The organism is Prevotella dentalis DSM 3688 (assembly GCF_000242335.1).
Lineage (GTDB): Bacteria > Bacteroidota > Bacteroidia > Bacteroidales > Bacteroidaceae > Prevotella > Prevotella seregens.
The window spans coordinates 830,226-843,989 of the sequence record NC_019960.1 but is presented as its reverse complement, the minus strand read 5'-3'; the positions used below and the strand labels follow the sequence as shown (position 1 = coordinate 843,989).

The 13,764-nt window shown below is 53.7% G+C and carries 15 protein-coding genes; 14 read left to right on the top strand and 1 reads right to left on the bottom strand.

The window, feature by feature from the left end; all coding sequences use genetic code 11:
• The first annotated feature begins 5 nt into the window (after positions 1-5).
• From PREDE_RS03455 to PREDE_RS03400, 12 genes are all read left to right on the top strand, one after another.
• Entirely contained in the window at positions 6-1,118 is a 1,113-nt protein-coding gene (locus tag PREDE_RS03455; protein WP_005843279.1) for an OmpA family protein, read from the top strand.
• Positions 1,119-1,206: 88 nt separating this feature from the next.
• On the top strand, positions 1,207-2,370 hold the full coding sequence (locus PREDE_RS03450) for a hypothetical protein (RefSeq protein WP_005843281.1): 1,164 nt from the start codon (positions 1,207-1,209) through the stop codon (positions 2,368-2,370).
• 174 nt (positions 2,371-2,544) lie between these two features.
• A complete protein-coding gene (locus PREDE_RS03445) occupies positions 2,545-2,955 on the top strand; it encodes a SoxR reducing system RseC family protein (RefSeq protein ID WP_005843283.1) in 411 nt (136 codons plus the stop codon).
• A gap of 59 nt (positions 2,956-3,014) precedes the next feature.
• Positions 3,015-3,875 carry a Fe-S cluster domain-containing protein gene (locus PREDE_RS03440; protein ID WP_005843285.1) on the top strand — a complete coding sequence of 287 codons (861 nt, stop codon included), beginning with the start codon at positions 3,015-3,017 and terminating at the stop codon, positions 3,873-3,875.
• Complete coding sequence (rsxC, locus tag PREDE_RS03435; RefSeq protein WP_005843287.1) at positions 3,872-5,221, top strand: electron transport complex subunit RsxC; 1,350 nt, start codon at positions 3,872-3,874, stop codon at positions 5,219-5,221. The genes PREDE_RS03440 and rsxC overlap by 4 nt, the downstream gene beginning before the upstream one ends.
• A 37-nt stretch (positions 5,222-5,258) precedes the next feature.
• Positions 5,259-6,263: an RnfABCDGE type electron transport complex subunit D gene (locus PREDE_RS03430; protein ID WP_005843288.1), complete on the top strand. Its 1,005-nt coding sequence runs from the start codon at positions 5,259-5,261 to the stop codon at positions 6,261-6,263.
• 10 nt (positions 6,264-6,273) lie between these two features.
• Positions 6,274-6,891, top strand: coding sequence for an RnfABCDGE type electron transport complex subunit G (locus PREDE_RS03425; protein ID WP_005843290.1), 618 nt, complete (start codon positions 6,274-6,276; stop codon positions 6,889-6,891).
• 16 nt (positions 6,892-6,907) lie between these two features.
• Complete coding sequence (gene rsxE / locus PREDE_RS03420; protein WP_005843293.1) at positions 6,908-7,495, top strand: electron transport complex subunit RsxE; 588 nt, start codon at positions 6,908-6,910, stop codon at positions 7,493-7,495.
• Positions 7,496-7,521: 26 nt separating this feature from the next.
• Positions 7,522-8,124 carry an electron transport complex subunit RsxA gene (gene rsxA, locus PREDE_RS03415; protein ID WP_005843295.1) on the top strand — a complete coding sequence of 201 codons (603 nt, stop codon included), beginning with the start codon at positions 7,522-7,524 and terminating at the stop codon, positions 8,122-8,124.
• Positions 8,125-8,205: 81 nt separating this feature from the next.
• Positions 8,206-9,243, top strand: coding sequence for a UDP-glucose 4-epimerase GalE (gene galE / locus PREDE_RS03410; RefSeq protein ID WP_005843298.1), 1,038 nt, complete (start codon positions 8,206-8,208; stop codon positions 9,241-9,243).
• A 537-nt stretch (positions 9,244-9,780) separates the two neighbouring features.
• Positions 9,781-10,404: a 30S ribosomal protein S16 gene (locus PREDE_RS03405; protein WP_005843300.1), complete on the top strand. Its 624-nt coding sequence runs from the start codon at positions 9,781-9,783 to the stop codon at positions 10,402-10,404.
• 135 nt (positions 10,405-10,539) lie between these two features.
• Positions 10,540-11,220, top strand: a complete 681-nt coding sequence (locus PREDE_RS03400) for a DnaJ domain-containing protein (protein WP_005843302.1) — start codon at positions 10,540-10,542, stop codon at positions 11,218-11,220.
• A 5-nt stretch (positions 11,221-11,225) separates the two neighbouring features.
• Here the strand turns inward: PREDE_RS03400 and kdsB are convergent, their stop codons facing one another.
• Positions 11,226-11,975 carry a 3-deoxy-manno-octulosonate cytidylyltransferase gene (gene kdsB, locus PREDE_RS03395; protein ID WP_005843304.1) on the bottom strand — a complete coding sequence of 250 codons (750 nt, stop codon included), beginning with the start codon at positions 11,973-11,975 and terminating at the stop codon, positions 11,226-11,228.
• A gap of 156 nt (positions 11,976-12,131) precedes the next feature.
• Between kdsB and PREDE_RS03390 the strand changes: the two genes are divergently transcribed.
• Together PREDE_RS03390 and PREDE_RS03385 are read left to right on the top strand one after the other, a co-directional pair.
• Positions 12,132-13,259: an MORN repeat-containing protein gene (locus PREDE_RS03390; RefSeq protein ID WP_005843305.1), complete on the top strand. Its 1,128-nt coding sequence runs from the start codon at positions 12,132-12,134 to the stop codon at positions 13,257-13,259.
• A gap of 52 nt (positions 13,260-13,311) precedes the next feature.
• Positions 13,312-13,758, top strand: coding sequence for a YhcH/YjgK/YiaL family protein (locus PREDE_RS03385; RefSeq protein ID WP_005843306.1), 447 nt, complete (start codon positions 13,312-13,314; stop codon positions 13,756-13,758).
• The last annotated feature ends 6 nt before the right edge of the window (positions 13,759-13,764 follow it).

Sequence of the window (13,764 nt, the reverse complement as noted above, 5' to 3'; positions counted from 1 at the left end):
ACGATATGAAACTCAATAAAGTATTTATGTCCGGCTTGATGCTGATGGCTGCCATGACTGCATCTGCACAGGAGCCCGAGGCAAAGACGGTATACGATTTTAATCCTCACTGGTATATCCAGGGACAGGTTGGTGGTCAGTACACATTGGGTGAGGTGAAATTCAAGGATTTGGTTTCGCCCAACGCACAGCTGGCCGTGGGTTACAACTTCACGCCGGAGTTCGGTCTCCGCCTGGCAGCAAATGCCTGGCAGAGCCGGGGCGGCTGGGAGATTGGCAACAACACCTACAAGTGGAAGTACAAGTACGTGGCACCGGGGCTTGACCTGATGTTCAACTTGAGCAATGTCTTTGCAGGTTTCAACCCCAACCGTGTGTTCAACGTGTCAGCTTTCGTGGGTGCAGGTGCCAACATCGGTTTCGACAACGATGAGGCCAAGGACGTGGCTGCCAAACTGGGTACAGTGTTCCCCTTCAGCCACCAGAATCTTGACTACCTATGGGACGGCACCAAGACCCGTTTCTTCGGCCGTGCAGGCATGGACTTCGATTTCCGCGTGAGCAAGGCAGTTTCTGTGGGCATTGAGGTGAACGCTACAGCGCTGAGCGATCGCTACAATTCCAAGCAGGCAGGCAACCCCGACTGGTACTTCAATGCACTGGCTGGCATCAAGGTGAACTTGGGCAAAACCTATACCGCACGTCGCGTAGAAGCTCCCATGCCTCCGCAGCCTGTGGAGCGCATTGTGGAGCGCATCGTCGAGAAGCCGGCTCCTGCACCTGAAAAGGTGGTGGAGCAACTGCGCAAGGACGTGTTCTTTACGATTGGCAAGTACAATGTGACCGCAGCCGAAGAGACTAAAGTGAAAGAAATGGCCGACTTCCTGAACAGCCATCCCGATGCCAAGGTTTCTGTGACCGGTTATGCTGATGCCGGTACGGGTAACAACAAGATCAATGACCGCCTGGCAGCACAGCGTGCTCAGTCGGTAGTGACCTTGCTCCGTACCAAATATGGCATTGCGCAGGCCCGTATCACGGCAGACTCTAAAGGTGCCTATGTTCAGCCTTTCCAGGAGAATGACAAGAACCGTGTGTCCATTTGTATTGCAGAATAGTCCTTTTTATAAATAGAATCCAAGGGACCCTGCCCGACTTTCAACATGAAAGAAAGTCTTGGGCAGGGCCCTTTTATATAGATATGAAATGAGAAAAAAAGTCTCTTTGTTTGCCCTACTGCTGGGTATGACTCTCATGGCTAAAGCCCAGATTGCTGATGGCTATTATCGTGTGCAGAACACAAAGACCAAGCGCTACATGGCCCTATACGACAACAAGGCCAAATTGGACAAGGTGGCTACCGATGCCGATCTGAAAGCCATCCGCTCATTCCACGATTACAATCGCATCGTCTCTGATCCTGCATCCATCATTTACTTCAAAAACATCAAGGGAAAGGGATACGAGCTGGCTGCCCAAGGGGCAAACACCACCAAGATGCTGGGCGAATATTACCTGCAGCTCAAGCCTGTGGGCAAGACCTACATGGCCTACGGCACCTACTCGGGAGTCAGTGTGTTCCTGAGCGACGAGGTGTTCGACAACGAGAGAAAAGGATATACGGAGCCCTATGATTCCATGGGCTACATGCTGACGAGTGGCGAAGCCTACAAGTATTGGTTTGTCAAGCCAGTAAGTGCCGATGACGACAGCAATTATTTCGGATTCTCACCCGACCTTCAAGTAGGTTCCGACTACTATCAAAGTTTCTATGCAGATTTCCCATTCTCGTTTTATTCGTCGGGCATGAAAGCCTACTACGTGGACAAATTCAGCGATGAAAAAGCCATCGCTGAGCTTAGGGAGGTGGCAACAGAAGTCATTCCGGGAGCCACACCCATTATCGTCAAGACTGCATCGGGCAACGCTTCGGACAACCGAATCCTCTTGCAGAGGACAGTGTCATCGCCATTGACCGACAACAAGCTGACCGGTGTGTACTTCTGTTCGTCCAAGGATTTGGTGGCCAGCTACGACCAAATTCTCAACCACGAGAATTATGTCAGGAACGATCCGGCCACCATGCGGGTGTTGGCTGTGGAAGACGGCGTGCTGGTGCTGAAGAAATCTACCGGCAAGTATATCCCTCGCAACAGTTTTTATCTGAAAGTAAAGGCTGGTTCGCCAGAGGTCTACCGCCTGTTGCTTCCCGAAGCCTATGCTACAGGCATCAGCATGACGAAGGCCGACCAGCGTGGTACATCATCGGCGGTCTATACGGTCTCCGGCCAAAAGGTGTCGGATAATGGCACGCAGCATCTGCCTCACGGCCTGTATATACAGAACGGAAGAAAGATTGTCGTCAAGTAACGGCGACAAACTGACGAGCATCAAGAAGGCCTTGCACCCGGACTGTCCGAGTGCAAGGCTTTCTCGATGCCTTGGTTTTTTGGTGAAGAGACTGAAAAAACTGGCTTTTTAATTGTTCGTTTAGAGAATTGTTGTTACTTTTGCATTTGTCAAGTCGACCTTACAAAATAGCGAATGAGCAATAAGATAACACACTCGGGAGTTATCACGGACATCGGGCAGCAGCGATTGACGGTGCGCATCGTGCAAACGGCAGCCTGCGCCACCTGCAAGGCGAACGGCCATTGCACGACATCGGAATCGGCCGAGAAACTGATAGACGTCTATACGGCAGACACCGGTGGGCGCAGGGTGGGGGAGCAGGTAACGGTCTCCACGGATGTCCGGTCTGGGTTTCGGGCCGTGACATGGGGTTTCGGCTTCCCGCTTGCGTTGATGACAGGCACCCTCGTCGCCGTCATGTTGCTGACCGGCCGAGAGGCATGGGCCGCCTTGGCCAGCATCGGTGCACTTATACCTTATTATATATTGCTCTATCTGTTACGCCACAAGATACGCAACCAACTTTCATTCTACATCGAATAGATACAGGAATACAAAACAACAAACCTACTTATATCAAGAAAAGCGAATACAAAAAAGTTATGGATTTTATTTTGAATGCAGTCATTGTTCTTGGATCCATTGCACTGGTTGCAGCCGTGGTGCTCTACATGGTCTCCAAGAAGTTTGCTGTGGATGAAGATCCGCGCATCGGACAGGTGCAGGAGGCACTGCCCGGCGCTAACTGCGGCGGGTGTGGTTTTGCCGGTTGTTCGGGCATGGCCGACGCTCTTGTCAAAGGTGCTGAACGGGGTTCCATCGACGGACTGATGTGTCCTGTCGGTGGGCAGGAAGTGATGGGACAGGTCGCCGACTTGTTGGGCATGGCCGTGGCCAATACGGAACCGCAGGTTGCCGTGGTGCGCTGCAATGGTACGTGCGAGCATCGGCTGCGCATCGCCCAATATGACGGCTTGATGACGTGTGCCGCCATGCACGCCACAGGTGCCGGCGAGACGGCATGCGGCTATGGTTGTCTGGGCTGTGGCGACTGCGTGCAGGCCTGTCAGTTCGATGCCATCCGCATGAACCCGGAAACCAGGCTGCCCGAAGTGGACGATGACAAATGTACTTCGTGTGGTGCATGCGTCAAAGCCTGTCCGCGTCATATCATCGAATTGCGCAAGAAAGGACCCAAGAACCGCCGCGTCTACGTGCAGTGTGTGAACCAAGACAAGGGAGCCGCGGCACGCAAAGCGTGCCAGGTGGCTTGCATCGCTTGTGGCAAGTGCGAGAAAGCGTGCTCATTTGATGCCATTACGATTGAGAACAACCTGTCCTATATCGATTTCAACAAGTGCCGTCTGTGCACCAAGTGTGTCGACGAATGTCCGACAGGGGCCATCGTCAAAGTGAACTTTCCCGTGAAAAAGAAGATTGAAATCAAGGAGGCAGCCGTATGAAATTGCACACATTCCGTATTGGAGGCATCCATCCCGAAGAGAACAAATTGTCGACCGATGCCGTAACCGTGGCAGCCGAACTGCCCAAGACAGCCATATTCCCCCTGGGGCAGCACATCGGAGCACCAGCCAAACCGGTTGTCCGTCGCGGGGACAAAGTCAAGGTGGGCACACTGATTGCCGAAGCCGGAGGCTTTGTCTCTGCTCCCATCTACTCCTCGGTGTCGGGCACTGTGGCCAAAGTGGACATGGCCATAGATGCCACGGGGTATCGCCAACCGGCCATCTATGTCAACGTGGAGGGGGACGAGTGGGAGGAACGAATCGACCGTTCGGAGCGGCTGGAGACGCTGGCCGCCCATCCGGAGCTTACCCCAGAAGAGATCGTGGCCCGTATCAAGGAGGCCGGCGTTACGGGTATGGGCGGCGCCGGATTCCCTACCTTTATCAAGCTGACACCGCCGCCCGGCAGCAAGGCCAGTTGTGTCATCATCAATGGGGTGGAGTGCGAACCCTACATCACCTCGGACTATCGGCTGATGATGGAGCACGCCGGCGAGATCATGGTAGGCATACAGCTGCTGATGAAAGCCGTTGGCGTGGACCAAGGCTATATCGGCATTGAAGAGAACAAACCGCAAGCCATTCGGCTGCTCACGGAACGAGCACGCGAAGATGCTCGCATCCAGGTGGTGCCTTTGGCGCAAAAATATCCACAAGGAGGAGAAAAACAACTGGTGGATGCCGTGATACGCCGACAGGTTCCGGCCCCGCCGGCCATTCCAGTCAGTGTAGGTGCAGTGGTGCATAACGTGGGAACGGCCTTTGCCGTCTATCAAGCCGTGATGAAGAACAAGCCTCTTTTCGAGCGTTACACCACGGTGACAGGCAAGGGAATCGCCCGGCCGGGCAACTTCCTGGTGCGTATGGGCACCCCCTTTGGCCAGCTCATCGAAGCGTGTGGAGGCATGCCCGAAGGCGACAACAAGGTGTTGGCGGGTGGCCCCATGATGGGCAAGGCTGTCAGCAGTCTGGACGTGCCCGTGTGCAAAGGCACCAATTCGATTACCGTACTCACTGGGCAGGAGGCGCATCGCAAACCTGTGCAGCCCTGTATACGCTGCAGCAAGTGCGTTGCAGTGTGCCCCATGGGGCTGGAGCCTTACCTCATTGCAACACTGTCGGCCTTGCAGAAGTATGAGCGGCTCGAAGCCGAGGCGGTGACAAGCTGCATTTCCTGCGGCTCCTGCCAGTTCACTTGCCCGGCCCATCGTCCTTTGCTGGACAATATCCTGCAGGGCAAAGCTGCTGTCATGAACATTATCAAAGCGAGAAACAAGAAATAAAAGAAACATCAACGATTGCATACAATCGGATTTAGACATGAGTAAATTAGTCGTTTCACTATCGCCGCATGTCCATGGCACGGACAGCATCGAGGCGAATATGCGAGGAGTCATTCTTGCCCTTCTCCCAACGCTTTTGGTTTCCTTTTACTATTTCGGGCTCGGTTCTGTGGTCGTCTGCCTGACAAGTGTGGCCGCCTGCATGTTTTTTGAGTGGTCGATCACCAAATACCTGCTCCGCCGTCCCACCACGCTCACCGACTGCTCGGCCATGCTTACTGGCTTGCTGCTGGGTATGAACCTCCCCAGCAACTTCCCCATCTGGATGATTCTGGTTGGGGCACTTGTGGCCATAGGCGTGGGCAAAATGAGTTTTGGCGGGCTGGGCTGCAACATTTTCAATCCGGCATTGGTAGGCCGTTGCTTTTTGCTGGTCAGTTTTCCGGCGGCCATGACCAGCTGGCCCATAGGCGGACAGCAGACTGCCTATACCGATGCCACGACGGGCGCCACCCCGTTGAGCCTCATGAAAGAGGCCATCAAAAGCGGCGATTCCAGTCTGCTCGACAAGGTGCCCAGTGCGATGGATATGTTGCTGGGCAATGCAGGAAACGGACTCGGTGCAGGCACGTTGGGAGAAATATGTGCGCTGACCCTGTTGCTGGGATTGGGCTACATGCTCTGGAAACGCATCATCACATGGCACATCCCTGTAAGCATCATCCTCACCGTCTTCATATTCAGCGGACTTTTGCATGCAGTCAACCCCATTTACGCCAATCCCATACAAGTGATTCTGAGCGGCGGACTCATGCTGGGAGCCATCTTTATGGCCACCGACTACGTATCGTCGCCCATGACCCACAGGGGACAGCTGATTTATGGAGTCGTCATTGGCTTCCTGACAGTGGTCATCCGCAACTGGGGCAGCTATCCGGAAGGTATGTCGTTTGCCATCTTGATGATGAACGCCTGCACCCCGCTTATCAATTTTTATGTGAAACCCAAGCGCTTTGGTGAAGTGCCGGCCAATAACAAGTAGGAGAAATGTCATGAAAAAAATCAGTTCTTCACTGCAAAACCTCATACTTGTGCTCGTGGGCTGTGCGCTAATCACGGGTGTGCTGCTGGCGTGGGTGAATCATATCACCGAAGGCCCGATTGCCGAAAAGGCTGAAAAAACGCTGGCCGACGGCATTCAGGAAGTCATGGGGACGACAGGACTCACCGTGACGGCCAACGATACGCTGAAACTATCCATGGATGGAAAGGAGGCTACTTTCGTTGTTCACCAAACTGCCGACCGAAACGGACGCCCTCTCGGCGCCGCTGTGGAAAGCACGACACTGGGCTTCGGCGGAGACCTCAGGGTGCTGGTGGGATTCAATCCGCAAGGCACCATACTGGGCTACACCATTTTGCAGACATCGGAGACACCCGGTCTGGGAGCCAAGGCCCAAACTTGGTTCCAGAAAGGAGGCAAGGGCGACATCATTGGCATGCGTCCCAACGAGGCGCTCCTCTCCGTGAGCAAGGATGGCGGACAGGTGGATGCCATTACAGCCTCTACCATTACAAGCCGTGCTTTTCTCAAGGCTGTGAATCAGGCCTATGCAGCCTATAGCCAGTTGGTGACGCATGAACATCGGACGGTCAATGCCAACAAGTAAAAGAAAGGGATAAATCATGAATCATCTTCAAATCATAACCAACGGCCTGGTCAAGGAGAACCCCACCTTCGTCCTTTTGCTGGGCATGTGCCCCACGCTGGCCACGACGACAAGCACCGTCAACGGTCTGTCCATGGGACTGGCAACCATGCTGGTGCTGGTCTGCACCAACACCGTCATTTCGTGCATCAAAAGCGTCACCCCCGACAAAGTGCGCATTCCTGTCTTCATCGTGGTGATAGCAGCCTTTGTCACCATCCTGCAAATGTTCATGTCGGCTTATGCTCCCGACAGCATTAACAAGGCACTGGGCATCTACATCCCGCTGATAGTGGTCAACTGCATCATCCTCGGACGTGCCGAGAGCTTTGCCTGCAAGCACACACCCTTGGAGAGCTTCTGCGACGGCCTGGGGATTGGCCTTGGCTTCACGTTGGCGCTGACGCTGCTGGGAGCCATGCGCGAGATTCTCGGAGCAGGCAGCCTCTTTGGCTTCCAGCTGCTGCCCGAGACAACCAACATACTCCTCTTCGTGCTGCCTCCAGGTGCATTTCTTTCACTGGGATTTCTTGTAGCTATATTTAATAAGGTGAGAGCCAACTAACGTAGTACCCCTCAATCAATGACCAAATGGAATATCTCTTAATATTCATCAGCGCGATATTTGTCAACAATATCATTCTCAGCCAGTTCCTGGGCATCTGTCCGTTCCTTGGCGTCTCCCGCAAAATCGAGACCGCCATGGGCATGGGGGCTGCCGTGGCCTTTGTGCTGACACTATCCACTGTCGTCACCTGGCTGGTGCAAATCTATATACTCAACCCCTTGGGACTCCAATATTTGCAGACGCTGACTTTTATCCTCATCATCGCGGCCTTGGTACAGATGGTCGAGATCATCCTTAAAAAAGCGAGTCCGGCCCTTTATCAGGCTTTGGGCATCTTCTTGCCCCTCATCACCACCAACTGTGCCGTCTTGGGTGTAGCCATCCTTGTCATCCAGAAAGACTATGACCTGCTTCAGAGTGTGGCCTATGCTTTCTCAACGGCCCTGGGCTTTGCCCTTGCCCTGACGGTCTTTGCCGGCATTCGCGAGCAGTTGGAACTGGTCAGAATCCCCAAGGGCATGCAGGGCATGGCCATTGTTCTGGTCACGGCAGGTCTGCTGTCGCTGGCTTTCATGGGCTTCTCCGGCGTCGACGGCGGCCTGAAAGTATTGTTTGGTCTGGATTAGATTTAAATGCGACGGCACTTTGCCCGTATTGAGTTTTTTTCTTAACTTTGTGGCAGATTCATCAATTATTCCACATATACAATGAAACAAACCATTCTCGTTACCGGCGGAACCGGCTTCATCGGTTCCCATACCACGGTAGAGTTGCAACAGGCAGGTTACAAGGTTGTCATCGTCGACGACCTCTCCAATTCCAACATTCAGGTCTTGGATGGCATTGAACAGATTACCGGCGTCAGGCCGGCTTTCGAGCAGGTAGACCTTCGCGACAAGGCCGCTACGGAGGCTGTGTTCCAGAAGTACCCCGACATTGAAGGCATTATCCACTTTGCAGCCAGCAAGGCCGTGGGCGAGAGCGTGCAGAAGCCCCTGCTTTACTACCGCAACAACATCGTTTCTCTGGTCAACTTGCTGGAGCTTATGCCCAAATATCACGTCAAAGGCATCATCTTTTCATCCAGCTGCACGGTCTACGGCCAGCCCAAGCCCGAGAACCTTCCCGTCACCGAAGACGCCCCTCATCAGAAGGCAACCTCTCCCTATGGCAACACCAAGGAGATCAACGAGCAGATTATCTTTGACTATATCCACAGCGGTGCAGACATCAAGAGCATCGTATTGAGATATTTCAATCCTATCGGGGCCCACCCGACGGCCTTGATTGGCGAGCTGCCCAACGGCGTGCCGGCCAATCTGATTCCGTTCGTCACGCAGACGGCCATGGGCATTCGCAAGGAGCTGACTATCTTTGGGCACGATTACGATACGCCCGACGGCACCTGCATCCGCGACTACATCTATGTCGTCGACCTGGCCAAGGCGCACGTGGCAGCCATGGCCCGCACGCTGGACCAGGACACCGAGCCCATCGAATACTTCAATATTGGTACGGGAAACGGCAATTCCACCTTGGAAATTGTCGAGACTTTCGAGAAAGCCACCGGCGTAAAGCTCAACTGGAAATACGGTCCCCGTCGTGAGGGCGACATCGAAAAGATTTGGGGCGACTGCTCCAAAGCCAACCGAGTGCTTGGTTGGAGGGCAGACACGCCCTTGGAAGACGTGCTGCGCTCCGCATGGGACTGGCAGCTGAAACTGCGCGAACGGGGACTGATGTAAGCGGGGGCGGCCGGGTTTTGTCCTCGCGCATCCCCCGCTCTTTCCAACGAGAAGTGCAAACCCCAGCAGTGTTCGGGACTATGAAAACACTGCTGGGGTTTTTCTCGTGGCCATTCCCGGGAGCCTTTCGGGAGTTTCCGCAAGGCTCCCGGCCATCCTTTTGAAGCTTTCGGGTGTTCCCGCAAGGCTCCCAGCCATCCTTTTGAGGCCTTCGGGTGTTCCCGCAAGGCTCCCAGCGATCCTTTTGAGGCCTTCGGGAGTTCCCGCAAGGCTCCCAGCGTTCCCTTTGAAGCTTGCGGGGCTCCCGCAAGGCTCGCGGCGATCCTTTTGAGGCCTTCGGGTATTCCCGCAAGGCTCGCGGCGATCCTTTTGAGCCTTGCGGGAGCCCCGCAAGGCTCCCGGGCATTTCTTAAAAAAATGTAATCACCAACGGTTTACGGCTCCCCGGTCATGCGGTCAGAATAAAAAAGCGTACCTTTGCAGCCGCTACCACGAGTTGGTGGCATTAGTTCAAACCAAATAAAGTTATTTAAACAAATGGCAACAAAAATCAGATTACAGCGTGGCGGTCACAAGAATTACGCATTCTACAAAATCGTTATCGCTGACGTAAGAGCTCCACGTGATGGTAAATTTACAGAGAAGATTGGTACTTACAATCCCAATACCAATCCTGCAACCGTAGATTTGAACTTTGAGCGCGCCATGCACTGGGTAGAGTGCGGTGCACAGCCCACCGACACCGTGCGCAATATCCTCAAGTCCGAGGGTGTTTACATGATGAAGCATCTCAAAGGCGGTGTCAAGAAAGGTGCTTTCGACGAGGCAACCTGTCAGAAGAAGTTCGATGCTTGGAAAGCCGAGAAAGACCAGAAGGCCGCCGCTACACGCAATGCTGTAGCCAAGAGCCGTCAGGAGTCTGTGGCCAAGGAACTCGAGGCCGAGAAGAAAATCAACGAGGCCATTGCCAAGAAAGTGGCCGACAAGAAGGCCGCCGAGGCAGCTGCAAAGGCAGAGGCCGAAGCTGCAAAGGCTGCTGAAAATGCAACAGAGACTGAAGCACAGACCGAGGTTCCCGTTGAAGCACAGGCCGAGGCTCCTGCCGAAGCACAGACTGAAGCTCCTGCCGAAGCACAGACTGAAGCTCCTGCTGAAGCATAAGGTGCACTTTTACAAGAAGATTCATCAAGCTGGATTCCTCATGGAGTCCAGCTTTTTTATGTTCCGATGCAAGACCTTGGCATGTATTTTGCTAAGAACAGGGTAGACTTATCACCATTATAAGGAGGACAGATTATGGCATTTATAGACTATTACAAGATACTGGGAGTGGATGCAAACATCCCACAGAAAGATGTGCGCGAGGCGTACCGCAAGCGTGCCAAGCAGTTCCATCCCGACCTGCACCCTGACGACCCCAAGGCGAAAGCCAAGTTTCAGGCACTCAACGAGGCATACGATGTCATTGGCGACCCGGAGAAACGAAAGAAATACGACCAGTTTGGGCAGAACTGGCGGGAGGCGGATGCTTTCCGCCAGGCGGGGCAGGGCGGGGGCTCCTATCAGGGAGCAGGCGCCGGTTCGCCCTTTGAGGGCTTCGATTTCTCGAATGCAGGTGGCGGAGACGGCATGTTCTCCAGCTTCTTTCAGGATCTGTTTGGCAACATGGGTGGCCGACGCGCATCCCGGCAGACTGGCAGTCGTATGAACAACGGCGAGATGAACCTCAAGGTCAACATCGATCTCTATACCGCATTGTTGGGTGGTGAGGTGATTCTTCAGCTTCGTAATAACAGTAAAATCAAGCTGAAAATCAAGCCCGAAACGCAAAACGACACCAAGGTTCGTCTGCGCGGCAAGGGCTACGACAGGGGCGACGGCACCTATGGCGACCTCATCATCACCTATCATGTCAAGCTCCCAACCAATCTCACCGCACATCAGAAAGAGCTTCTTCAGGAAATGCGTAAGGGTTAACTCCCTTACGCTTTTTTCTGCTTGCGCCAGAAAGCCTCCGCCCGTTCCAAATCGGCCGGAGTGTCTATGCCTATCGTCTCTACATGGGTCAGCCCCACCTTGATGCGATAACCCTGTTGCAGCCACCTCAGCTGCTCGAGGCTTTCGGCCAGTTCCAGTGGCGACTGGGGCAACCGCGTGATTTCACGCAACACCTCGCGCCGATAGGCGTAGATGCCCAAGTGTTTCAAATAAGGAAAATGTTCCAGCCATTCGTCGTGCACCTTGCCCCGCACGAAAGGAATGACCGACCGCGAGAAGTAAAGAGCAAAGCCCCTCACGTCCGTTACAATCTTCGGCGAATTGGGATTGTCCACGGCTTCCATCGTGTCGAAAGGCTTGCCCAAGGTGGCAATCTGGGTTTCGGCATCCTCAAACAGCTGGCATACCGTCCGGATTTGCGAAGCCTGCACAAACGGCTCGTCGCCCTGAATGTTGATAATGATGTCTGCATCGCTGCCTATCTTCTCTACAGCCTCCTCAATTCTGTCCGTCCCGCTCTGATGGTCGCGGCGCGTCATGACGACCTTGCCGCCAAAAGTCTCCACGGCATCCTTGATTCGCTCGTCATCGGTCGCAACCCACGTCTCCGGAACAACCTGGCTCACCTGTTCATACACATGCTCTATCACTGGCTTGCCACCCAGCAGGGCCAAGGGTTTGCCCGGGAAACGCGACGAAGCGTACCGGGCTGGAACAATAGCTGTTATCTTCATGCTCTTACGATTTTAAAGTGTGAAGCAAAGTTACAAAATAAAGAAGAATGGTGTCTATTTAATAATGTTAAATAGCCTCCCCGTTGTCATAAAAACCTCAACTGCCCTTTCCCGTTCCAATTATTATTGCTATCTTTGACCAAATTAAACGCTTGAATGGTGAGAAATAAGATATTCAATTTGTTACTATTGCTACTTCCTGTTTCCGGCATGGCGCAAAAAATTACGCTTGGCTCATGCACGATAGAAGAAATGGGCATTCACGGTACCTACAAGGGCGAGATGTCGTCGGGCAAGCCTCACGGCAAGGGGAGTGTGCTCTTTGAGAACGGCAACGTCTACGAGGGCGATTTTGTCAAAGGCAAACGTCAGGGCTTTGGCATTTATACCTTTTCCGACGGCGAGAAATACGAGGGCGAGTGGTTGCTGAACCAGCAGCATGGCCGCGGCATCTATTACTTCAACAACAACAACAAGTACGACGGGCTCTGGTTCCGTGACTATCAGCAGGGTCACGGCATTATGTATTATTTTAACGGTGACAAGTACAATGGCGACTGGTATCGTGACATACGCCAGGGTAAGGGCCGTTACACCTATGCCAGCGGAGCCTATTACGAAGGCCAATGGAAAGCCGACAAGAAAGAGGGCAAAGGCTTCTTCGACTGGGGGGACGGCACCACTTATGAAGGCGAATGGGCCAACAACCAACGCTCGGGCTATGGCATCAACAAGTATGCCGACGGTGATGTCTACAAAGGGCAGTGGCGAGACGATATACAGCAAGGCCGCGGCATCTATCATTTCCAGAACGGCGACCAGTATGAGGGCGACTACGACCAGGGCGAGCGCACCGGAGAGGGCATCTTCAAATATGCCAATGGCGACCGCTACACTGGTCACTTTGTCGAGGGCAGCCGCAACGGGACTGGCACCTTTGTCTGGAACAGCGGCGACAAATACGAGGGTTCCTGGAAGAACGACCTGCAGAACGGGCATGGCAAACTCACCAAAAAGAACGGCGACATCTTCGAGGGCGACTTTGTCAAAGGCAAGATCGAGGGCGAGGTCATCATTCATTATGCCAACGGCACTCGCTTCAAAGGCACTTACCAAAACGGCATGCGCAACGGCAAGGCCATTGAAGAGGGCAAGGACGGCAAGCGCTTCGAGGGCACTTACATCAATGACATTCGAGACGGCCGGTTTGTAGAGAAAGACGGCAACGGCCGCGTCGTCTGCACCGGCCACTACGAAAGCGGTCGCCGATTCAACGACAACTAAGTCACTTTCCCCATTGTCCGCATCCCATTCATCCCATCAAGATATTACCGTTATGATTATCGACACGTTAGACCATTTGGAGAAGTATGTAGCCCTGAACCCGCTTTTCCCCGAAGTTGTCAAGTTTCTGAAACAGCATTCATTGGAACATTTGCCCGAGGGCAAGCATGCCATCTTGGAGCAGGACCTTTTTGTCAATGTACAGACGGCCCAAGGCAAGACCCGCGAAGCGGCCGTTTTGGAATGCCATCGCCGCATGATCGACATCCAGATTCCACTCAGCGGCAGCGAGACCTACGGCTACACGCCAGTGGCTGCACTTCCTCCTGCCAGCTTCAACGAGGAGAAAGACATTGCCAAATACCCGGGGTCACCCTGTCAAACCTATGTCACTATCCACCCCGGGCAGTTTGCCATCTTCTTCCCGCAGGACGGACATGCCCCTTGCATCACCGACCAGCCACAGCTTCTCAAGGCCATCTTCAAGGTCAAGGCATAGCCGTAT